Raw genomic sequence first — 19,642 nt, 5'->3', positions numbered from 1 at the left:
TCGCCGTCACGACCATTCTCGCCGCCCCCGCGTTCGACAGAACGCGCCGGCCGGCCCGGCGCGCGCTCAAGCGCCGCCTTCGAACCCCGCCTGACGCCACGCCTCGAACACGACGACCGCGACCGTATTCGACAGATTGAGGCTGCGATTGCCCGGCCGCATCGGCAGCCGCACGCGCTGCCCGGCGGGAAAGCGCTCGACGAGCTCGGGCGAGAGGCCGCGCGTCTCCGAGCCGAACACGAACCAATCGCCCGGCTCGAATGCGCGATCGTGAAAGCGTCCCGCGCCGCGCGTCGTGAACGCGAACATCCGGGCGGGGTCGGGCGCTTCGGTCGCGACGAACGCTTCCCAATCCCGATGGACCCGCATCTGCGCGTACTCGTGATAGTCGAGCCCCGCGCGCCGCATCTTCGCGTCGTCGAGCGGAAAGCCGAGCGGCTCGATCAGATGCAGCCGCGCGCCCGTGTTGGCGCACAGCCGGATCACGTTGCCGGTGTTCGGCGGAATTTCGGGCTCGACGAGGACGACGTTGAACATGATTCGATCGGTGAAAAGCGTGTGAACGTTTAGCAGGCGCGATGCGGCGCGCCTTCAATCCTTCGCGGTGCGCAGCGCGACGAAGTTCGTCACGCGCCGCGCGCCCGCTTCCTTCAGTTTGCGCGCGAGCGCGTCGAGCGTCGCGCCCGACGTCATCACGTCGTCGACGACGCCGACGTGCAGCCCCGCAACCGGCCGCGCGATGTCGAACGCCGCCGCGACGTTCGCGCGCCGCGCGTCGAACGCGAGCCGCGATTGCGGCGCGGTGTTGGCGACGCGCGCGGCAAGCGTCGCGTCGGCGCGCACCTGCAGCGCGCGTGCGAGCGGCCGCGCGATCGCCCACGCCTGGTTGTAGCCGCGCTCGACGAGCCGGCGCGGCGCGAGCGGCACGGGCGCGATTACGTCGAGCGGCGGCGCGCCGTCGAGCGCGTCCGCCGCGAGCCGTGCGAGCCGCTCGCCGAATTCGCGGCCGAGCGCGAGCCGCCCGTGAAATTTCAAATCGAGCGCGAGGCCGTCGAGCGGCGCGCGGTAGTCGGCGAGCGCGAGCGTCGCGTCGAACGGCGGCGGCGTGCCGGCGCACGCGCCGCAGCGGTAGCGCATCGCGCCGCCCGGCGCGCGCGAGCCGGACAGCGGCAGCGCGCAGCGCGGGCAGCGCAGCCGCGCCTCGTTCCAATAGGCGGCGTCGCAACAGTCGCAAATCGTCCGATGTGACAAATTGCCGCACAACGCGCAGCGGTTCGGCAGCGCAGCAGCGAAAAAACGTGCCAGGACAATGCCCAGGCGCGACGCCGCCAAGCGCATGCCGCATCGCAAAACGGCCGGATTCGCCATCGTTCGGTTCCTGCGGAGGGGCCGCTTCGCTGAATGGCGCGAAGCGAGCGAGTATACTTCGGGCTCTTCGCCAGTGTGCCCGACATGTCCCCAGCTTCCGCAAAAACCAGCCGTCCGGCCTACGATCCCCGGCGCTTGCGGCGAATCTTCGACCGCCGAGCCGCCGCGTTCGACGCCGTGTCGTTCCTGCCGCGCGAAATCGCGCAGCGGATGCGCGAGCGCCTCGATTTCATCAAGGTGAATCCGGCTGGCGTGCTCGATGCGGGCTGCGGCACGGGCGACGATTTGCCGTTGTTGCGCGCGCGCTTTCCGGAGGCGCCCGTGTTCGGCGTCGACGTATCGGGCGGAATGCTCGCTCGCGCGGCCGCGCGCGATACGGCCGAGACGAGCTGGCGCCGCTTCCTGCCCGCGACGCTCACGAAGGCGCTCGGCCATCGCGGGCCGCGCGTCGCGCAAGCCGATTTTTCCGCGTTGCCGTTCGCGAGCGACGCGTTCGATTTCCTCTGGTCCAACTTCGCGCTGCATTGGCACGCGCGCCCCGATCTCGTGTTTCCCGAATGGCATCGCGTGCTGCGCGTCGACGGGCTGCTGATGTTCAGCACGCTCGGCCCCGACACGCTGCGCGAGCTGCGCGCCGCGTGCGCGGAGGCGGCGGCCGCGGCGGGCGAAGCGCGCGCCGTCGCGCGCGTGATCGATTTCGTCGACATGCACGATCTCGGCGACATGCTCGTCGAGAGCGGCTTCGAGATTCCGGTGATGGACCAGGAGACGCTGACCGTCACCTACAAGTCGCCCGATTCGCTGCTCGCGGACGTGCGCCGCCTCGGCGCGTATCCGTTCGAGCGGGGTGCGTCGGGGGGCGCGTCGCGCCGCCTGCGCGCGGCGCTGTACGACGCGCTCGAGGCGCGCCGGCGCGACGACGGCACGATTCCGTTGACGTTCGAGGTGATTTACGGGCACGCATGGAAGGCGGCGCCGCGCGCGAGCGCGGAAGGCTTCAGCATCGTGCGCGTGCAGGACATCGGCAGAGGGCGGCCGAAGCGTTCGTGACGCGGTGAAGAGCGGTTTCGTTATGCCGGAAATTAACGGTCGCGGGCGGCTGGAAAAAGCCTCCTAAAATGGCCGGGAAGCTTGTCGCGCTTGGCTCGCCGGGCGATGGCCGTTTGCTTGTGGATGACTTTGAACCCGCCTATAATGCGACAGTTTGTCGTCCTGGGGGTCCTCACAATACAGGACGGCCGGCCCGATGCGGGCAAGCATCAGACGCCATTCGCGAGAGGCAGCGATGGAAGCAGCGAAGGGTTTGCACGACGCTGAACCGGTTCTCGCGGACTGGCTGATGAAGCGCAACTGTTCGGTGTCTCCGCGGCAATTCGTGGGGTTCTACGTTTCGCTCGCGGCGTTTTCGCTGTTGATCGCGATCCTGTTGTCGTGGCGCGGAGCGTGGCTCGTGCTGCCTTTCACCGGGATCGAGTTGCTGGCGGTGGGCGTCGCGTTTGCAATCTACGCGCGCCATGCGGTCGATTACGAGCGCATCCGGCTGTTTCCTCACCGGCTCGTCATCGAGCGGATGAGCGCGGAGCGGCTGACGCAGATCGAGTTGAACCCATGCTGGGTGCGGGTCGAGCCGGGTGCGTCGCCGCGCGATCCAATCAAGTTGGTGTCGCGCGGAGAGGCCGTCGTGGTCGGGCAGCACCTCGCGCAATACCGGCGCGCGCAGTTCGCGCGCGAGCTGCGCGCTTCGCTTTCGCGCTGCGGCTGAGCGGGGCGGCCGGCTCGAGGCGGGCGGCCTGCGACGGGGGAGGGTTTGAATGGAAATTTTGGGTAAGGAAGCTATGAAAACAATCAAGCGAGCCCTCACGGGCGTGCTGGCATGCAGCGGGTTGCTCTTGTCCGGCGCCGCTCTGGCGGTCGGCGACAGCCCGGGCGGCCCCCGCGTCAACGAGATCAATCTCCAGCAGCCCGTGACGAAGATCGCAGAAGAGCTCTACGACCTCCACACGATGATGCTCATCCTCTGCACGGTGATCTTCGTCGGCGTGTTCGGCGTGATGTTCTATTCGATCTTCGCGCACCGTAAGTCGAAAGGCCACAAGGCCGCCAATTTCCACGAAAGCACCACCGTCGAAATCATCTGGACGATCGTGCCGTTCATCATCGTCGTGCTGATGGCGCTGCCCGCCACGAAGGCCGTCGTCGCGATGAAGGACACGACGAACGCCGACCTCACGGTCAAGGTGACCGGCTACCAGTGGAAGTGGGGCTACGACTACGTGAAAGGGCCGGGCGAGGGCATCAGCTTCCTGTCCACGCTGTCGACGCCGCGCAGCGAAGTGAACGGCCAGCAGCCGATCAGCGACACCTATCTGCAGGAAGTCGACAATCCGCTCGTCGTGCCGGTCAACAAGAAGATCCGCGTCATCACGACCGCGAACGACGTCGTCCACTCGTGGTACGTCCCGGCGTTCGGCGTCAAGCAGGACGCGATTCCGGGCTTCGTGCGCGACACCTGGTTCAAGGCCGAGAAGGTCGGCACCTACCGCGGCTTCTGCACGGAGCTCTGCGGCAAGGAGCATGCGTACATGCCGGTCGTCGTCGAAGTGCTGTCGGACGACGACTACGCGAAGTGGGTGAGCGCGCAGAAGGCGAAGCTCGCCGCCGGCGCGGTCGATCCGAACAAGGTGTATACGCGCGTCGAGCTGATGGCGCACGGCGAAGAAATCTACAAGGCGAATTGCGCGGCGTGTCACCAGCCGAACGGCAAGGGCGTCGGCGCATTTCCGGCGCTCGACGGCGGCAAGATCGTCAATGGCCCGATCGCCGGCCACCTCGAGCAGGTGCTCAAGGGCAAGGGCGCGATGCCGTCGTGGGCGTCGCTGTCGGATCTCGACATCGCGTCGGTGATCACGTACGAGCGCAATTCGTGGGGCAACCACAAGGGCGATTCGCTGCAGCCGAAGCAAGTGGCCGACGCGCGCAACGGCAAGCTGCCGGAAGACGCGCAGCAGGCGGACGGCGGCGCGGCTGCGCCGGCGGCGGAAGCATCGGGCGCGGCTGCGCAGACGCAGGCCCAGGCGCTGCCGGCCGCGATCTATTTCGAGACGGGCAAGAGCGAGCTGCCGGCCGACGCGAAGGACGCGATCGCCGCGGCGGCCGAATATGTGAAGGCGCATCCGGACGCGAAGCTCGCGCTGTCGGGCTTCACCGACAAGACGGGCTCGGCCGACGCGAACACCGAGCTGGCCAAGCGCCGCGCGCAGGCCGTGCGCGATGCGCTGAAGTCGGCCGGCGTCGCGGAGGACCACATCATTCTGAAAAAGCCGGAAACGATCACGGGCGGGGCTGACGCGAAGGAAGCCCGGCGGGTCGAGATCGGCCCGGCGGCTTGACGTGTCGCTGTGTTTGTCGACGTATTCGCATTAGGAGATTCTCATGTCTAGCATCGGGCACGACGTAGCCGCGGGCCACGCGCACGACGACCACGCGCACGAAACCCCGCACGGCTGGCGGCGCTGGCTGTTCGCCACCAACCACAAGGATATCGGTACGCTGTACCTGCTGTTCTCGTTCATCATGTTCCTGTCGGGCGGCGTGATGGCGCTCGCGATTCGCGCCGAGCTGTTCGAACCGGGCCTGCAGATCATGCGGCCCGAGTTCTTCAACCAGCTGACGACGATGCACGGCCTCATCATGGTGTTCGGCGCGATCATGCCGGCCTTCGTCGGCTTCGCGAACTGGATGATTCCGCTGCAGATCGGCGCGTCGGACATGGCGTTCGCGCGGATGAACAACTTCAGCTTCTGGCTGCTGCCCGTCGCGGCGGTGCTGCTCGTCGGCTCGTTCTTCTCGCCGGGCGGCGCGACGGCGGCCGGCTGGACGCTCTACGCGCCGCTGTCGACGCAGATGGGCCCGGGCATGGACTTCGCGATCTTCGCGGTGCACATCATGGGCGCGTCGTCGATCATGGGCGGGATCAACATCGTCGTGACGATCCTGAACATGCGCGCGCCGGGCATGACGCTGATGAAGATGCCGATGTTCGCGTGGACGTGGCTCATCACGGCCTACCTGCTGATCGCGGTGATGCCGGTTCTGGCCGGCGCGATCACGATGGTGCTGTTCGACCGCCACTTCGGCACGTCGTTCTTCAACGCGGCGGGCGGCGGCGATCCGGTGATGTACCAGCACATCTTCTGGTTCTTCGGGCACCCCGAGGTGTACATCATGATTCTGCCGGCGTTCGGGATCGTGTCGCAGGTGATCCCGGCGTTCTCGCGCAAGCCGCTGTTCGGCTATAGCTCGATGGTGTACGCGACGGCGTCGATCGCGATCCTGTCGTTCATGGTCTGGGCGCACCATATGTTCGCGACCGGCATGCCGGTCACGGGCCAGCTGTTCTTCATGTACGCGACGATGCTGATCGCGGTGCCGACGGGCGTGAAGGTGTTCAACTGGACGGCCACGATGTGGCGCGGCTCGCTGACGTTCGAGACGCCGATGCTGTTCGCGATCGGCTTCCTGTTCGTGTTCACGATGGGCGGCTTCACGGGCCTGATGCTCGCGATGGCGCCGCTCGACATCCAGTACCACGGCACGTACTTCGTCGTCGCGCACTTCCACTACGTGCTCGTCGCGGGCTCGCTGTTCGCGCTCTTCGCCGGGTGGTACTACTGGGCGCCGAAGTGGACGGGCTGGATGTACAACGAGACGCGCGGGAAGATCCACTTCTGGGCGTCGATGATCACCTTCAACATCACGTTCTTCCCGATGCATTTCGTCGGCCTCGCGGGCATGCCGCGTCGCTATGCGGACTACCCGGCGCAGTTCACCGACTTCAATCAGCTCGCGACGATCGGCGCGTTCGGCTTTGGCCTCGCGCAGGTGTACTTCCTGTTCGCGGTCGTGCTGCCCGCGTATCGCGGCGGCGGCGAGCTCGAGCGCGCTTCCGACAAGCCGTGGGACGGCGCGACGGGCCTCGAGTGGACGGTGCCGAGCCCGGCTCCGTTCCACACGTTCGAGCATCCGCCGACGGTCGAGTAACGGATTGACGGCGTTCGCCGCCCGCGTCGCGCGACGCGGGCGGCGGAAAACACGATCGAAGAATATTTCGCATGACCCGGAATTCACAAAAAAGACGAACGCCCGACGAGATTCGCGCGGGCAACAAGCGGCTGCTCTTGATCCTGCTCATCGTCGTCGCCGTTTTCTTTGTGGGTGCCGTCGTCCGGCAGTGGATCGCGTCCACGTCGTGACGCAGTATTGAGGAAGTCCTGATGTCGAAGTCCGACGCGAACGTCGATCGCGCGTTCAACCGGTCGATGCTCCTGAAGCTCGTCGTCGTGGCGGGGCTGATGTTCGGCTTTGGCTTCGCGCTCGTGCCGATGTACCGCGCGATTTGCCAGATCACCGGCATCAACAACCTGCTGCAGCGCGACGTCAGCGAGCGAGAGGCGAAGAATACGCAGATCGATTACACCCGGACGGTGTCGATCGAGCTCGACGCGAACGCGCGCGGCCCGCTCGGCTTCAAGCCGCAGCGCAGCAGCATCGACGTGCATCCGGGCGAGTTGACGACGGTCGTGTACGAAGTGACGAACGGGCAGGGCCGCACGGTGGTCGCGCAGGCGATCCCGAGCTATGCGCCGAAGCAGGCCACCGAGTTCTTCAAGAAGATCGAGTGCTTCTGCTTCACGCAACAGACGCTCGCGGCGAACGAGACGCGCGACATGCCGGTGGTGTTCGTGATCGATCCGAAGCTGCCGAAGGACGTGAAGACGATCACGCTGTCGTACACGTTCTTCGAGCTGAACACGCCCGCGCCCGCCGTGAAGGGCGCGGCGGGGCAGGCGGGCGGCGCCGCGGCGAAGCCTGCCGCGTGACATTGGGGAGGCGACGTTGGTGAGCGGAGCGAACAACAAGAGCACGTTCGTCCAGACGATCAAGGCGGTGATGTGGTCGTTCTTCGGCGTGCGCAGGCGGCGCGATCTCGAGGCGGACGCGACGCAGCTGAACCCGCTGCACGTGCTGGTCGCCGCGCTGATCGGGGCGGCGATCTTCGTCGGCGTGCTGATCCTGATCGTGCACGCGGTGGTCGGGTAGCAAGTGCGGATCGAAGCGGGCGCGCCGCCGTGCGCATTCGCGAGCAGAAAGCGAGGCGGCGCCGCGTGCGCCGCCTGAGAAATAAGCCGGATCGTTCCGGAACAAATTGGACTGAAGCGGAGAATCAAGCATGACCGGTCAAAACGAGAGCCCGTACTATTTCGTGCCGCACCCGTCGCAGCACCCGATCAGCGCGGCCATCGGCCTGCTGATCATGCTCGGCTCGTTCGCGCTGTGGGTCAACGGCGAGCCGTGGGCGCCCTACACGGCGCTCGTCGGCCTGCTGTGGCTGCTGTTCGTGCTGTATCACTGGTTCGGCGACGCGATCGCCGAGTCGGAAGGCGGAATGTACGGCAAGCGCGTCGACAAGTCGTACCGCTGGAGCATGAGCTGGTTCATCTTCTCCGAAGTGATGTTCTTCGGCGCGTTCTTCGGCGCGCTGTTCTATGCGCGCGAAATCGCGATGCATCAGCTCGGCAGCCTCGACTACAAGCTGATCTGGCCGGATTTCTCCGCCGTGTGGCCGAACGAAGGCCCGGGCGCGCTCGTCGGCCACTTCAAGACGATGGGCCCGTGGCCGATCCCGACCCTCAACACCGCGCTGCTGCTGTCGTCGGGCGCGACGCTGACCGTGTCGCACCACGCGCTGCGCGAAGATCACCGCGGCAAGGCGATCGCATGGCTCGCCGCGACGCTCGTGCTCGGCGTGTGCTTCCTGTTCCTGCAGGGCTTCGAATACTTCCACGCGTACAACGAGCTGAACCTGACGCTCGGCTCCGGCGTGTACGGCTCGACGTTCTTCCTGCTGACGGGCTTCCACGGCTTCCACGTGTTTCTCGGCGGCACGATGCTCGCGGTGGTGCTGGTGCGGATGATCCGCGGCCACTTCAAGCCGGATCACCATTTCGCCTTCGAAGGCGCCGCGTGGTACTGGCACTTCGTCGACGTCGTCTGGCTCGGCCTGTACGTCGTCGTCTACTGGCTGTAAAACGAAACGGCCCGCGCAGTGATGCGCGGGCCGTTTGCTTGGTTCGTCGGCGTTGCGATGCGCGCCGAAGCGCCGCGGGCCGACCAGTGCGCCGCCCCGACTTCGTCGGGCGGCGCTTTTGCTTGAATGGGCGGCATGCGTGCGGCGTTATGCCGCATCAGCGGCCGATCGGAATGCCGGTCGAATGAATCCAGCCCATCCAGTTCGCGAACAGGATGAAGAGGAACAGCGAGATCGACAGCCCGACCCGCATCGCGAGCGACCAGACCATCCGCTTCGTATGGCCGCGGTCGTGCATCATGAAATACAGCGCCGACACCATGCTGGCGATGATGAGTACGAAGGCGATCGGAACGAGAATGTGCATGAAGCAAACCGGTAACCGGCAGTTAGAGGAAGAAAAATTCATTATCGCATTTCGGTCGGGCGGCCGTCGCGCCCGGGGGGCGGCGCGATGAAGATTCGCTGGCTGCCCGCGCTGCTGATTCTCGCGGTGATCGCGGTGACGGTGCGGCTCGGTTTCTGGCAGCTCGATCGCGCGCATCAGAAGGAGGCGCTCGAGGCGCGGATCGCGCGCTACGAGCACGCGAATCCCGTCGACGTGCCGCGCGAGAGCGTCGCGCTGAAGGACATCGAGTTTCATCGCGTGCGCGCGGTCGGGCGCTTCATGCCGGAACTCGCGGTGTTTCTCGACAACCGGCCGTACAACGATCAGCCGGGCTTCTACGTCGTGATGCCGATGAAGCTCGCGAACGGCGGCTACGTGCTCGTGAATCGCGGCTGGCTGCCGCGCAATTTCGCGGACCGCACCGCGATCGAGCCGTTCGCGACGCCCGCGGGCGACGTGACGGTCGAGGGCATCGCGCGCGGCGACGCGTCGCGTGCGTTCGAGCTCGGCGAGGGCGGCTCGGCCGAGCGTCAAAAGATCCGGCAGAATCTCGACGCCGCCGCGTACGCGCACGAAACGGGCCTGCCGCTGCAGCCGTTCGTGATTCAGCAGACGAGCGACGACGGCGACAAGCTCGTGCGCGACTGGCCCGCGCCGACGACGGGCGTCGAGCGCAACTACGGCTACATGTTCCAGTGGTGGGGCATGGCGGCGGCCGCCGCCGGCTTCGGCCTGTATGCCGCGCGCCGCGCGGCGAAAAAGCAATCCGGCGACGCGTGAGCGCGGCGCAGGCGAGTCGCGCGGCGCCGCGCGACGTCCATCGTTTCAAGAGGTCTTTCTGGTGATGCAATCTTCCCGTCCGACGCAGCCGCAACGCGGCCAGCAAGCGGCACCCGCGCAGCGCGGTTCTTGGAAGCGCGGCCGCTGGGTGCTGCTCGCGCTCGCGCTCGTGTGCGCCGCGCCCGTGATCGCGTCGTATTTCACGTATTACGTGATCAAGCCGCGCGGCGGCGCAACCAACTACGGCACGCTGATCGAGCCGCAGCGGCCGATTCCGCCCGATCTGAGCGTCGTCGACGAGACGGGCAAGACGGTGCCGCTCGCGTCGCTGCGCGGCGTGTGGCTGTTCGTGATGGAAGACGGCGGCGCGTGCGGCGACGCGTGCGCGAAAAAGCTCTACTTCATGCGCCAGGTGCGCGCGACGCAGGCGGGCGAGCGGCACCGGATCACGATGGTGTGGCTCAAGAGCGACGCGGCGAACGTGCCGGCGGCGATCGCCGACGCGTATCCGGACACGCGCACGCTGCGCGCCGATCCGGCCGCGGTCGCCGCATGGCTGCCCGCCGACGCGGGCACGCAGGTTGCCGATCACCTCTATCTCGTCGATCCGAACGGCAACCTGATGATGCGTTTCCCGAAGAATCCGGACCCGAGCAAGATCAAGAGCGACGTGACGAAACTCCTCAAGTGGTCGAGCATCGGTTGAGCGCCGGCCGCGACCGGCGATAGAGGGTAAGAGAGAGATTCGGATGTATCTATTGCAACTCGGCCTGATCGGCCTCTGCATCGCGCTGCTGCCGCTGTCGTACGTGTGGGTGAAGGCCGACGACGACAAATTCCGCAAGCTCGTCTGGTTGACGACGTTCCTCACGCTCGATCTCGTGATGTTCGGCGGCTTCACGCGCCTGACCGATTCCGGCCTCGGCTGCCCGGACTGGCCGGGTTGCTACGGCACGTCGTCGCCGTTCATCGCGCACGCGGCGATCACGGCCGCGCATCAGGCGATGCCGACGGGGCCCGTCAGCATGACGAAGGCGTGGATCGAGATGATCCATCGTTATTTCGCGATGGCGATCGGCGTGCTGATCATCGCGCAGACGGTGATCGCCTGGGCCGCGCGGCTGCGCCGCAAGCCGCTTCACGTGTCGCCGTGGTGGCCGACGAGCCTGTTGCTGCTGATTCTCGTGCAGGGCGCGTTCGGCGCATGGACCGTGACGATGAAGCTGCAGCCCGTGATCGTGACGATCCACCTGCTGCTCGGCCTGGCGCTGCTCGGCACGCTCGGCTGGCTCGCCGCGCGCCAGACGCCGCTGCCCGCGCACGAGCCCGAGGCCGGGCGCCATCGCGCGGCGGCGCTCGCCGCGCTCGTGCTGCTCGTCGCGCAGATCGCGCTCGGCGGCTGGGTCAGCACGAACTACGCGGTGCTCGCGTGCACCGATTTCCCGACCTGCAACGGCGCGTGGATTCCGCCGATGGATTTCCGCAACGGCTTCCATCTGTGGCGCGCGCTCGGCATGACGAACGACGGCGACGCGATCACGCAGGACGCGCTCGTCGCGATCCACTGGACGCACCGGACGTTCGCGTTCGTCGTCGTCGCGTACCTGATCGCGTTCGCGCTGAAGATGCGCCGCTTCGCGTCGCTGCGGCGGCCGGCGAACGGCGTGCTCGCCGTCGTGGTGCTGCAGTTCGTCACGGGTTTGACGAATATCGTGCTGCAGTGGCCTTTGCCCGTCGCGGTCGCGCACAACGGGGGGGCCGCGATCCTGCTTCTCCTCGTCGTCATGCTAAACTTTCGCATCCTTTCAAGCCGTCCCGGCCGCGTCGCGCAACCCGCGCGCGACGCCGCGCCCGCGTGACGTTGACCTTACATGGACACCACACTTTCCCAAACGCCCGGTAGCCGCCTCTCCCAGTATCTGGCGCTGACGAAGCCTCGCGTCACGCAGCTCGCCGTGTTCTGCGCGGTGATCGGGATGTTCCTCGCGACGCCGGGGATGGTGCCGTGGAAAGTGCTGCTCGGCGGCACGGTCGGCATCTGGCTGCTCGCGGGCGCGGCGTTCGCGATCAATTGCCTCGTCGAGCAGAAGATCGACGCGATGATGCGGCGCACCGCGTGGCGGCCGTCCGCGCGCGGCGAGATCACGACCGCGCAGATCCTCGCGTTCTCCACCGTGCTGGGCGGCCTCGGCGCATGGACGCTCTACACGTTCACGAATCCGCTGACGATGTGGCTCACGATCGCGACGTTCGTCGGCTACGCGGTGATCTACACGCTGCTGCTCAAGCCGATGACGCCGCAGAACATCGTGATCGGCGGCGCGTCGGGCGCGATGCCGCCCGCGCTCGGCTGGGCGGCCGTCACGGGCGCGGTGCCGGGCGACGCGTGGATTCTCGTCCTCATCATCTTCGTGTGGACGCCGCCGCACTTCTGGGTGCTCGCGCTGTACCGCCGCAAGGACTACGAGAACGCGGGCCTGCCGATGCTGCCCGTCACGCACGGCGAGAAGTTCACGCGGCTGCACATCCTGCTGTACACGGTGATCCTGTTCGCCGTCACGATGATGCCGTTCATCTCCGGGATGAGCGGGGCCGTCTATCTGACGAGCGCCGTGCTGCTCGGCGCGATCTTCCTCGCGTATGCGTGGAAGATCTATCGCGACTATTCGGATGCGCTCGCGCGCCGCGCGTTCCGCTATTCGATCGTCTATCTGTCGTTGCTGTTCGCGGCGCTCCTCGTCGACCATTACGCACGTCCCGTGATCGGGATGTAACTCCAACGGTTCGATTGCAATGCTCAAATCCCTGTTCGCACGCCGCCGCGCGCAGCGCGGCTGGTTGTTCGCCTGCGCGCTCGCGGGCGCGCTGCTGATCGCGGGCTGCGACAAGCAGCCCGCATTCCAGAATCTCGACATCACCGGCAACACGCAATTCGGCAGCGACTTCGCGCTGCCGGACACGACGGGCAAGGTTCGCGCGCTCGGCGAATTCAAGGGCAAGGCGGTCGTCGTGTTCTTCGGCTACACGCATTGCCCGGACGTGTGCCCGACGACGATGGCGGAGCTGTCGCAGGCGCTGCAGCAGCTCGGCCCCGACGGCAAGCGCGTGCAGGTGCTGTTCGTCACCGTCGATCCGGAGCGCGACACCGCGGCGCTTCTCGGCCAGTACGTGCCGGCGTTCAACCCGACGTTCATCGGCCTGCGGCCCGCCGACGAAGCGCAACTGAAGAAGGTGACGAAGGACTTCCGCGTGTACTACGCGAAGGTGCCGGGCAAGACGCCCGACAGCTATACGATGGACCACACCGCCGCGAGCTACGTGTTCGATCCGAACGGCAAGCTGCGGCTGTTCGTGCGCGACGGCCAGGGGCCCGGGCCGTGGGTCCACGATCTGAAGCTGCTGCTCGACTGACGCCGGAACGAGCGGCTGTCCGCCGATACGACACGCACCCCGAAGCGCCGGACGTTCCGTCCGGCCTTCGGGGTGTTTTTCATCGCGAGGGCCGCGTGCTTGCCGCGGCGGCTGCGAGCGCTGCGGTGAGCGTCGCGCGCACGGGGGTGTTCGCGCCGGGCAGCCGGTTCCGCTTTCCGGCGATTCGGCCCGCGTCGCGCATCTTCCCCGCGCTGGCCGATTCCGCGAGCGCTTACGGCAGCGCCGGCAGATTGACGCCCGGCGCGACGCGCGTCGTCCTGAATTCGGTGACGGCGTACGTGACGAGCCCCTCCGTGACGAACGGATCGGTTTCGAGGATCGCGTCGAGCTTGTCGCGGTCGATCCGCACCGCGAGGATCACGCCGCCGTCGCGCGGCACCTTCGGCCCGCACGCGACGAACACGCCGGCGTCGAATTGGCGCTGCAGATAGGCGCGGTGGCGTTCGAGCGCGTCGTCGATGCGCTCGAGCGGCGCGGTGTAGCGGATGTCGATCACGTACATGCAGACCTCGTCGAAAAGCGGCCGCGACGCGGTGCCGCGGCCGAGCCGACCTTGTAGCACAGCCTTCGCCGTCGCGCTTCCATTCAAGTTGTAAGCCGGCGTGCCGTAAATAGCGGCAGCGATCGTTCGCGGCCGGGGCCGCGGCGCGGACGGTGCGCAACGAACACGACACGGGAAGGCACACACGATGAACAGAATGAGCTTGAACCGCAAACTGTGGCTGGCGCTTGCGCTCGTATGGATCGGATTGCTGGGGGTAGGCGCGTGGAGCGCCTTCGAGACGCGCGCGACGATGCTCGCCGAGCGCAAGGAAGGGATGGCGAACCTCGTCGATTCGGCGGCGGGCGTCGTGAAGGCGTATCACGCGCTCGCGCAGAGCGGCAAGATGAGCGACGACGACGCGCGGCGCGAAGCGCTCGAGCGCTTGTCGGCGATGCGCTACGGCGATTCCGGCTATCTGTTCGTGATGGATTCGAAGCCCGTCGTGCTGATGCATCCGACGCTGCCGAAGCTCGTCGGCACGCAGGTCGGCGATTATCTGGACCCGGACGGCAAGCCGCTCTTCGTCACGATCCTGAACGCGGCGAAGGAGAGCGGGCGCGGCTTCGCCGAGTATCGCGGCCGGCTGCCGCACAGCGAGACGGCGGTGCCGAAGATCAGCTACGTGACGCGCTTCGCGCCGTGGGACTGGAACATCTCGAGCGGCGTGTTCGTGAAGGACATCGACACCGTCTACTACGAGACGCTCGTCGGCCACCTCGCGGTGGTGTTCGTGATCGGCCTCGTGATCACCGCGGCGATGCTCGTCATCATCCGCAACGTGCGCGCGAGCCTGGGCGGCGAGCCGGACGAGGCGGCCGCGCTCGCCGCGCGGATCGCGTCGGGCGATCTGAGCCGGCCCGTCGCGGTGCGCGCGGGCGACAAGTCGAGCATGATGGCCGCGATGCGCGACATGCAGGGCCGTCTGCAAGCGACGATCGGCGGAATTCGCCAGGCGGCGGAGTCGATCGCGGCGGCGAGCCACGAGATCGCCGCGGGCAACCACGATCTGTCGCAGCGCACCGAGCAGCAGGCCGCATCGCTCGAAGAAACCGCGGCGAGCATGGAAGAGCTGACCGCCACCGTCAAGCAGAACGCCGAGAACGCGCGGCAGGCGAGCGGGCTCGCGAACAGCGCGTCCGAGATCGCGCTGAAGGGCAACGACGTCGTGAGCCGCGTGATCGGCACGATGGGCGAGATCAACGACAGCTCGCAGAAGATCGCCGACATCATCGGGGTGATCGACGGCATTGCGTTCCAGACCAACATCCTCGCGCTGAACGCGGCCGTCGAGGCGGCGCGCGCGGGCGAGCAGGGGCGCGGCTTCGCGGTGGTCGCGGGCGAGGTGCGCTCGCTCGCGCAGCGGAGCGCGACGGCCGCCAAGGAGATCAAGCAGCTGATCGACGCGTCGGTCGAGCGCGTGCACAACGGCTCGGCGCTCGTCGGCCAGGCGGGCGAGACGATGACCGAGATCCTGCAGGCGGTGCGGCGCGTGACCGACATCATGGGCGAGATCGCGGCCGCGTCCGAGGAGCAGTCGAGCGGGATCTCGCAAGTCGGCCGAGCGGTCACGCAGATGGACGAAATGACGCAGCAGAACGCGGCGCTCGTCGAGGAGGCGGCGGCCGCCGCGTCGTCGCTGCAGGAGCAGGCGGCGCGGCTGCGCGAATCGGTGAGCGCGTTCCAGGTCGGCGACGGCGCGGCTGCCGGTGCGGGCGCGGCGGCGGGCGGCGGCCCGAGCGCGGCCGCATCGGCCGGCCGCGTCGAGCCGGCGCTCGCATGACGCAATCCCATACCTATATGAGCGGGATGTATTTCACAGCCTTGCGATCTTGTGACACCATCTGCGCTTTCGTCAGCGCGCCCCGGCCGGTCAGGCCGTCGCGCCCCCTCTATCGAGCCTGGATGGTTCTGCAAGCAAGCGAGACATAGATGAAGCGTCGCACTCTCCTGAAAGTTGTTTCCGCCGTCGCGGCCGGCGCGGCCGCCCTTTCCGTTTCCGTCGGCGCGCAGGCGCAGAGCAAGGTGGTCAAGGTCGGCACGGTCGCGGGCCCCGACGCGCAGGTCTGGCAGGTCGTCCAGAAGGTCGCGAAGGAGAAGCAGGGCCTCGACGTGAAGGTGATCGAGTTCAACGACTACGTGCAGCCGAACGCGGCGCTCGACGCGGGCGATCTCGACGCGAACAGCTTCCAGCACCAGCCGTACCTCGACAGTCAGGTGAAGCAGCGCGGCTACAAGATCGTGAGCGCGGGCCTCACGTACATCTCGCCGATCGGCGTCTATTCGAAGAAGTTCAAATCGCTGAAGGATCTGCCGGCGGGCGCGAAGGTCGCGCTGCCGAACGATCCGTCGAACGAGAACCGCGCGCTGCTGCTGTTGCAGACGCAAGGCGTGATCAAGCTGAAGGCGGGCGCGGGCACGGGCGGCAACAACGCGACCGTGCTCGACGTCGCCGAGAACCCGAAGAAGCTGAAGCTGACCGAGCTCGACGCCGCGCAACTGCCGCGCGTGCTGTCCGACGTCGATGCGGCGGTGATCAACACGAACTACGCGCTCGCGGGGAACCTGCAGCCGACCAAGGACGCGATCGCGCTCGAATCGCTGACGAGCCCGTACGCGAACCTGATCGCCGTGCGCGCGAAGGACAAGGATCAGCCGTGGGTGAAGAAGCTCGTGAAGGCGTATCAGTCGCCGGAAGTGAAGGAGTTCATCGCGAAGCAGTTCAAGGGCTCGATGGTCGCGTCGTTCTGAGCGCCGCCCGATAGCCTCGAATCGCCGGAAGGCCCGCGCATCGCGCGGGCCTTTTGCTTTGGCGAAGGCTCTTTGGGCGAAGCGGTGCGCGGGCCGCCGGCTCGGGCTCGTCGGTACTGTCCCGAAATATTGAATAGTCTGCGGAAATGGTATCCTCGGACGCTTGTCGCCGCGCCCGTTTTTCGGCGCGGCGGCGCGGGCCGCGCACGTTCCGGGGAGCGCGGCCCGCCTACCATTCAGAACCGGGGGAGACAGACTCATGAAACGATTCAAGATCGTTGCCGCTCATTCGATCGCGGCGGGCGTCGCGGCGTTCGCGATGCTCGGCGCGGGCGCCGCGCACGCGCAGACCGTCAAGGTGCTGTCGATCGTCGATCATCCGGCGCTCGACGCGATCCGCGACGGCGTGCGCGCCGAGCTGAAGGCCGAGGGCTACGGCGACGACAAGCTCAAGTGGGAATACCAGAGCGCGCAGGGCAACACGGGCACCGCCGCGCAGATCGTGCGCAAGTTCATCGGCGACAAGCCCGACGTGATCGTCGCGATCGCGACGCCCGCCGCGCAGGCCGTCGTCGCGTCGACGAAGAGCGTGCCCGTCGTCTATTCGGGCGTGACCGATCCCGTCGCCGCGCAGCTCGTCAAGGGCTGGGGGCCGACGGGCACCAACGTGACGGGCGTGTCCGACAAGCTGCCGCTCGACCGGCAGGTCGCGCTCATCAAGCGCGTCGTGCCGAAGGCGAAGACGGTCGGCATGGTCTACAACCCGGGCGAGGCGAACTCGGTCGTCGTCGTGACGGCGCTCAAGGAGATCCTCGCGAAGCAGGGGATGACGCTCAAGGAAGCGGCCGCGCCGCGCACCGTCGACATCGGCCCGGCCGCGAAGAGCCTGATCGGCAAGGTCGACGTGATCTACACGAACACCGACAACAACGTCGTGTCCGCGTACGAATCGCTCGTGAAGGTCGCGAACGAGGCGAAGATTCCGCTCGTCGCGGGCGACACCGACAGCGTGAAGCGCGGCGGCATCGCGGCGCTCGGCATCAACTACGGCGACCTCGGCCGGCAGACGGGCAAGGTCGTCGCGCGCATCCTGAAGGGCGAGAAGCCGGGCGCGATCGCATCGGAGACGAGCAGCAACCTCGAGCTGTTCGTGAACACCGATGCGGCCGCGAAGCAGGGCGTGACGCTCGCGCCCGATCTCGTCAAAGAGGCGCAGACGGTCATCAAGTAACGCGGGCGCGCGAGCCGTCGGAAGACGGACGACGCGGCTCGGTCGGCGCGCGCGGGCGGTCCCGACGGGCTGCGACGCGCGTCGGCGGGCCGCGACGAAGCGCGCAACGCGCGCGGCGGGCGGTCCGGGCCAGTCCGGGCCAGTCCGGGCCAGTCCGAGCCGGTCCGGGCGCGGCCGCCGCGCTTGCCGCGCGACGCCGTTCGCCGCGCCCCGTTCCGCCACGCGCAGCACGCTGCAACAGGATTTCCCCAACCATGTCCCTTTTCTCTCTTCTCGGCGCACTGGAGATCGGCCTCATCTTCAGCCTCGTCGCCCTCGGGGTGCTGATCTCGTTTCGCATCCTCAACTTTCCCGATCTGACCGTCGACGGCAGCTTTCCGCTCGGCGGCGCCGTCGCCGCGACGCTGATCGCCGCGGGCCACGATCCTTTCGCGTCGACGCTCGCCGCGATCGCCGCGGGCGCGTGCGCGGGCTTCGTCACCGGCTGGCTCAACGTGCGGCTGAAGATCATGGATCTGCTCGCGAGCATCCTGATGATGATCGCGCTCTATTCGGTGAACCTGCGGATCATGGGCCGGCCGAACGTGCCGCTCATCACCGAGCCCACGCTCTTCACGGTGCTGCAGCCCGACTGGATGCCCGATTACGTGCTGCGCCCGGCGCTGCTCGCCGTCGTCGTCGTGATCGCGAAGCTCGGGCTCGACTGGTTCTTCTCGTCGCAACTCGGCCTCGCGATGCGCGCGACGGGCGCGAATCCGCGGATGGCGCGCGCGCAGGGCGTCGCCACCGGCCGCGCGACGCTCGCCGGCATGGCGCTGTCGAACGCGCTCGTCGCGCTCGCGGGCGCGCTTTTCGCGCAGACGCAGGGCGGCTCGGACATCTCGATGGGGATCGGCACGATCGTGATCGGTCTCGCCGCCGTGATCATCGGCGAGACGCTGCTGCCCGCGCGGCGGCTCTTCCTCACGACGCTCGCCGTCGTGCTCGGCGCGATCCTCTATCGCTTCTTCATCGCGCTCGCGCTGAACAGCGAGTTCATCGGCCTGAAGGCGCAGGATCTGAACCTCGTGACGGCCGTGCTCGTGACGGCCGCGCTCGTGCTGCCCGCGACGCGCAGGAAGCTGTTCGCACGCAAGACGGGAGGCGCGTAAATGCTGTCCGCACAAGACCTGAAGCTCACGTTCAATCCCGGCACGCCGATCGAGACGCGCGCGCTGCGCGGGCTGTCGCTCGAGATCCCGAACGGCCAGTTCGTCGCCGTGATCGGCTCGAACGGCGCCGGGAAATCGACGTTCCTGAACGCGGTGAGCGGCGATCAGCCGGTCGATTCGGGGCGCATCGCGATCGACGGCGTCGACGTCACGCGCAAGCCCGCGTGGGCTCGCGCGCCGCTCGTCGCGCGCGTGTTCCAGGACCCGATGGCGGGCACCTGCGAGGCGCTGACGATCGAGGAGAACATGTCGCTCGCGATGGCGCGCGGCGCGCGGCGCGGTTTTCGATCGGCGCTGAACCGCGCGTCGCGCGAGCTGTTTCGCGACAAGCTGCGGCTACTGAATCTCGGGCTCGAGAACCGGCTCACCGATCGCATCGGCCTGCTGTCGGGCGGGCAGCGGCAGGCGGTGAGCCTCTTGATGGCGTCGCTGCGGCCGTCGCGGATTCTGCTGCTCGACGAGCACACGGCCGCGCTCGATCCGAAGACGGCCGCGTTCGTGCTCGAGCTGACCGCGCGGATCGTCGCCGAGAGCAAGCTGACGACGATGATGGTCACGCACAGCATGCGGCAGGCGCTCGATTACGGCGAGCGCACGGTGATGCTGCATCAGGGGCAGGTGGTGCTCGACGTGTCCGGCGATGAGCGCCGCGGGCTCGACGTGCCGGACCTGCTGCAACTGTTCGAGAAGACGCGGCACGAGAAGCTCGACGACGACGCGTTGCTGCTCGGCTGACGGGCTGCCGGCGGCGGTGGGGCGGGGCCGACGCTTCGGCCGCGGTTCCGGCGGCGGGCAGCGGAGCGGCTGTGTCGTGGTTGTCGTGCGGGTTGTGCGGGTTGCGCGACGGTTGCGC

Annotated in this window: 23 protein-coding genes; 19 read left to right on the top strand and 4 right to left on the bottom strand. The window is 67.5% G+C overall.

Annotated features, from left to right (window positions below; genetic code table 11):
• Positions 1–66: 66 nt before the first annotated feature.
• Entirely contained in the window at positions 67–537 is a 471-nt protein-coding gene (trmL, locus tag WT60_RS17965; RefSeq protein WP_038750547.1) for a tRNA (uridine(34)/cytosine(34)/5-carboxymethylaminomethyluridine(34)-2'-O)-methyltransferase TrmL, read from the bottom strand.
• Between the two features lie 54 nt (positions 538–591).
• Positions 592–1,368, bottom strand: coding sequence for a ComF family protein (locus tag WT60_RS17960; RefSeq protein ID WP_060356791.1), 777 nt, complete (start codon positions 1,366–1,368; stop codon positions 592–594).
• A gap of 84 nt (positions 1,369–1,452) precedes the next feature.
• Between WT60_RS17960 and WT60_RS17955 the strand changes: the two genes are divergently transcribed.
• The 8 genes from WT60_RS17955 to WT60_RS17920 all read left to right on the top strand — a co-directional run bounded on the left by WT60_RS17955 (position 1,453) and on the right by WT60_RS17920 (position 8,455).
• Entirely contained in the window at positions 1,453–2,418 is a 966-nt protein-coding gene (locus tag WT60_RS17955; protein WP_038750541.1) for a methyltransferase domain-containing protein, read from the top strand.
• Positions 2,419–2,653: 235 nt separating this feature from the next.
• Entirely contained in the window at positions 2,654–3,130 is a 477-nt protein-coding gene (locus WT60_RS17950) for a DUF2244 domain-containing protein (protein WP_038750539.1), read from the top strand.
• Positions 3,131–3,179: 49 nt separating this feature from the next.
• On the top strand, positions 3,180–4,757 hold the full coding sequence (gene coxB / locus WT60_RS17945; protein ID WP_060356792.1) for a cytochrome c oxidase subunit II: 1,578 nt from the start codon (positions 3,180–3,182) through the stop codon (positions 4,755–4,757).
• A 43-nt stretch (positions 4,758–4,800) separates the two neighbouring features.
• On the top strand, positions 4,801–6,408 hold the full coding sequence (ctaD, locus tag WT60_RS17940) for a cytochrome c oxidase subunit I (RefSeq protein WP_038750533.1): 1,608 nt from the start codon (positions 4,801–4,803) through the stop codon (positions 6,406–6,408).
• A gap of 71 nt (positions 6,409–6,479) precedes the next feature.
• Entirely contained in the window at positions 6,480–6,620 is a 141-nt protein-coding gene (locus tag WT60_RS17935; protein ID WP_004550920.1) for a cytochrome oxidase small assembly protein, read from the top strand.
• Between the two features lie 21 nt (positions 6,621–6,641).
• The gene (locus WT60_RS17930) at positions 6,642–7,247 is read left to right on the top strand and encodes a cytochrome c oxidase assembly protein (protein ID WP_038750530.1); all 606 of its coding nucleotides are present in this window, start codon (positions 6,642–6,644) and stop codon (positions 7,245–7,247) included.
• 16 nt (positions 7,248–7,263) lie between these two features.
• Positions 7,264–7,467, top strand: coding sequence for a DUF2970 domain-containing protein (locus WT60_RS17925; RefSeq protein WP_038750527.1), 204 nt, complete (start codon positions 7,264–7,266; stop codon positions 7,465–7,467).
• 130 nt (positions 7,468–7,597) lie between these two features.
• Positions 7,598–8,455, top strand: coding sequence for a cytochrome c oxidase subunit 3 (locus tag WT60_RS17920; protein ID WP_006024431.1), 858 nt, complete (start codon positions 7,598–7,600; stop codon positions 8,453–8,455).
• Between the two features lie 157 nt (positions 8,456–8,612).
• Here WT60_RS17920 and WT60_RS17915 read toward each other — a convergent pair whose 3' ends face one another.
• The gene (locus WT60_RS17915; protein WP_004200193.1) at positions 8,613–8,822 is read right to left on the bottom strand and encodes a twin transmembrane helix small protein; all 210 of its coding nucleotides are present in this window, start codon (positions 8,820–8,822) and stop codon (positions 8,613–8,615) included.
• Between the two features lie 87 nt (positions 8,823–8,909).
• Between WT60_RS17915 and WT60_RS17910 the strand changes: the two genes are divergently transcribed.
• The 5 genes from WT60_RS17910 (at position 8,910) to WT60_RS17890 (ending at position 13,034) form a co-directional block, all read left to right on the top strand.
• Positions 8,910–9,623 (top strand): SURF1 family protein, encoded by a 714-nt coding sequence (locus WT60_RS17910; RefSeq protein ID WP_038750524.1) that lies wholly within the window; start codon positions 8,910–8,912, stop codon positions 9,621–9,623.
• Positions 9,624–9,687: 64 nt separating this feature from the next.
• Positions 9,688–10,329 carry a cytochrome c oxidase subunit I gene (locus WT60_RS17905; RefSeq protein ID WP_038750625.1) on the top strand — a complete coding sequence of 214 codons (642 nt, stop codon included), beginning with the start codon at positions 9,688–9,690 and terminating at the stop codon, positions 10,327–10,329.
• A 43-nt stretch (positions 10,330–10,372) separates the two neighbouring features.
• Positions 10,373–11,482, top strand: a complete 1,110-nt coding sequence (locus WT60_RS17900; RefSeq protein WP_038750521.1) for a COX15/CtaA family protein — start codon at positions 10,373–10,375, stop codon at positions 11,480–11,482.
• A 12-nt stretch (positions 11,483–11,494) separates the two neighbouring features.
• Complete coding sequence (gene cyoE / locus WT60_RS17895; protein WP_038750518.1) at positions 11,495–12,397, top strand: heme o synthase; 903 nt, start codon at positions 11,495–11,497, stop codon at positions 12,395–12,397.
• A gap of 19 nt (positions 12,398–12,416) precedes the next feature.
• Positions 12,417–13,034: an SCO family protein gene (locus WT60_RS17890; RefSeq protein WP_060356793.1), complete on the top strand. Its 618-nt coding sequence runs from the start codon at positions 12,417–12,419 to the stop codon at positions 13,032–13,034.
• A gap of 232 nt (positions 13,035–13,266) precedes the next feature.
• Here WT60_RS17890 and WT60_RS17885 read toward each other — a convergent pair whose 3' ends face one another.
• Positions 13,267–13,557: a YciI family protein gene (locus tag WT60_RS17885; RefSeq protein ID WP_038750623.1), complete on the bottom strand. Its 291-nt coding sequence runs from the start codon at positions 13,555–13,557 to the stop codon at positions 13,267–13,269.
• A gap of 187 nt (positions 13,558–13,744) precedes the next feature.
• Between WT60_RS17885 and WT60_RS17880 the strand changes: the two genes are divergently transcribed.
• The 6 genes from WT60_RS17880 to WT60_RS17855 all read left to right on the top strand — a co-directional run bounded on the left by WT60_RS17880 (position 13,745) and on the right by WT60_RS17855 (position 19,524).
• Positions 13,745–15,379 carry a methyl-accepting chemotaxis protein gene (locus WT60_RS17880; protein ID WP_059644169.1) on the top strand — a complete coding sequence of 545 codons (1,635 nt, stop codon included), beginning with the start codon at positions 13,745–13,747 and terminating at the stop codon, positions 15,377–15,379.
• On the top strand, positions 15,376–15,528 hold the full coding sequence (locus WT60_RS17875; protein ID WP_082759520.1) for a permease: 153 nt from the start codon (positions 15,376–15,378) through the stop codon (positions 15,526–15,528). The genes WT60_RS17880 and WT60_RS17875 overlap by 4 nt, the downstream gene beginning before the upstream one ends.
• A complete protein-coding gene (locus tag WT60_RS17870) occupies positions 15,529–16,347 on the top strand; it encodes a MetQ/NlpA family ABC transporter substrate-binding protein (RefSeq protein ID WP_038751611.1) in 819 nt (272 codons plus the stop codon).
• Between the two features lie 259 nt (positions 16,348–16,606).
• The gene (locus tag WT60_RS17865; protein WP_060356794.1) at positions 16,607–17,578 is read left to right on the top strand and encodes an ABC transporter substrate-binding protein; all 972 of its coding nucleotides are present in this window, start codon (positions 16,607–16,609) and stop codon (positions 17,576–17,578) included.
• A 254-nt stretch (positions 17,579–17,832) separates the two neighbouring features.
• Positions 17,833–18,729, top strand: a complete 897-nt coding sequence (locus tag WT60_RS17860) for an ABC transporter permease (protein WP_038751606.1) — start codon at positions 17,833–17,835, stop codon at positions 18,727–18,729.
• Positions 18,730–19,524, top strand: coding sequence for an ABC transporter ATP-binding protein (locus WT60_RS17855; protein WP_059584383.1), 795 nt, complete (start codon positions 18,730–18,732; stop codon positions 19,522–19,524).
• The last annotated feature ends 118 nt before the right edge of the window (positions 19,525–19,642 follow it).

Origin of the sequence: Burkholderia sp. MSMB617WGS (assembly GCF_001532025.2) — a bacterium.
GTDB classification, from domain to species: Bacteria; Pseudomonadota; Gammaproteobacteria; order Burkholderiales; family Burkholderiaceae; genus Burkholderia; species Burkholderia savannae.
This window is presented reverse-complemented; position numbering and strand designations above follow the sequence as displayed.

Excerpts from the sequence above, each read along its gene's own strand:
- WT60_RS17870 (WP_038751611.1), top strand. The coding sequence starts at position 15,529 with ATGAAGCGTCGCACTCTCCTGAAAGTTGTTTCCGCCGTCGCGGCCGGC.
- WT60_RS17885 (WP_038750623.1), bottom strand. The coding sequence starts at position 13,557 with ATGTACGTGATCGACATCCGCTACACCGCGCCGCTCGAGCGCATCGAC.
- WT60_RS17960 (WP_060356791.1), bottom strand. The coding sequence starts at position 1,368 with ATGGCGAATCCGGCCGTTTTGCGATGCGGCATGCGCTTGGCGGCGTCG.
- cyoE (WP_038750518.1), top strand. The coding sequence starts at position 11,495 with ATGGACACCACACTTTCCCAAACGCCCGGTAGCCGCCTCTCCCAGTAT.
- WT60_RS17935 (WP_004550920.1), top strand. The coding sequence starts at position 6,480 with ATGACCCGGAATTCACAAAAAAGACGAACGCCCGACGAGATTCGCGCG.
- WT60_RS17915 (WP_004200193.1), bottom strand. The coding sequence starts at position 8,822 with ATGCACATTCTCGTTCCGATCGCCTTCGTACTCATCATCGCCAGCATG.
- WT60_RS17910 (WP_038750524.1), top strand. The coding sequence starts at position 8,910 with ATGAAGATTCGCTGGCTGCCCGCGCTGCTGATTCTCGCGGTGATCGCG.
- WT60_RS17905 (WP_038750625.1), top strand. The coding sequence starts at position 9,688 with ATGCAATCTTCCCGTCCGACGCAGCCGCAACGCGGCCAGCAAGCGGCA.
- ctaD (WP_038750533.1), top strand. The coding sequence starts at position 4,801 with ATGTCTAGCATCGGGCACGACGTAGCCGCGGGCCACGCGCACGACGAC.
- trmL (WP_038750547.1), bottom strand. The coding sequence starts at position 537 with ATGTTCAACGTCGTCCTCGTCGAGCCCGAAATTCCGCCGAACACCGGC.
- WT60_RS17900 (WP_038750521.1), top strand. The coding sequence starts at position 10,373 with ATGTATCTATTGCAACTCGGCCTGATCGGCCTCTGCATCGCGCTGCTG.
- WT60_RS17950 (WP_038750539.1), top strand. The coding sequence starts at position 2,654 with ATGGAAGCAGCGAAGGGTTTGCACGACGCTGAACCGGTTCTCGCGGAC.
- WT60_RS17920 (WP_006024431.1), top strand. The coding sequence starts at position 7,598 with ATGACCGGTCAAAACGAGAGCCCGTACTATTTCGTGCCGCACCCGTCG.
- WT60_RS17865 (WP_060356794.1), top strand. The coding sequence starts at position 16,607 with ATGAAACGATTCAAGATCGTTGCCGCTCATTCGATCGCGGCGGGCGTC.
- WT60_RS17890 (WP_060356793.1), top strand. The coding sequence starts at position 12,417 with ATGCTCAAATCCCTGTTCGCACGCCGCCGCGCGCAGCGCGGCTGGTTG.
- WT60_RS17955 (WP_038750541.1), top strand. The coding sequence starts at position 1,453 with ATGTCCCCAGCTTCCGCAAAAACCAGCCGTCCGGCCTACGATCCCCGG.
- WT60_RS17855 (WP_059584383.1), top strand. The coding sequence starts at position 18,730 with ATGCTGTCCGCACAAGACCTGAAGCTCACGTTCAATCCCGGCACGCCG.
- WT60_RS17860 (WP_038751606.1), top strand. The coding sequence starts at position 17,833 with ATGTCCCTTTTCTCTCTTCTCGGCGCACTGGAGATCGGCCTCATCTTC.
- WT60_RS17930 (WP_038750530.1), top strand. The coding sequence starts at position 6,642 with ATGTCGAAGTCCGACGCGAACGTCGATCGCGCGTTCAACCGGTCGATG.
- coxB (WP_060356792.1), top strand. The coding sequence starts at position 3,180 with ATGGAAATTTTGGGTAAGGAAGCTATGAAAACAATCAAGCGAGCCCTC.
- WT60_RS17880 (WP_059644169.1), top strand. The coding sequence starts at position 13,745 with ATGAACAGAATGAGCTTGAACCGCAAACTGTGGCTGGCGCTTGCGCTC.
- WT60_RS17875 (WP_082759520.1), top strand. The coding sequence starts at position 15,376 with ATGACGCAATCCCATACCTATATGAGCGGGATGTATTTCACAGCCTTG.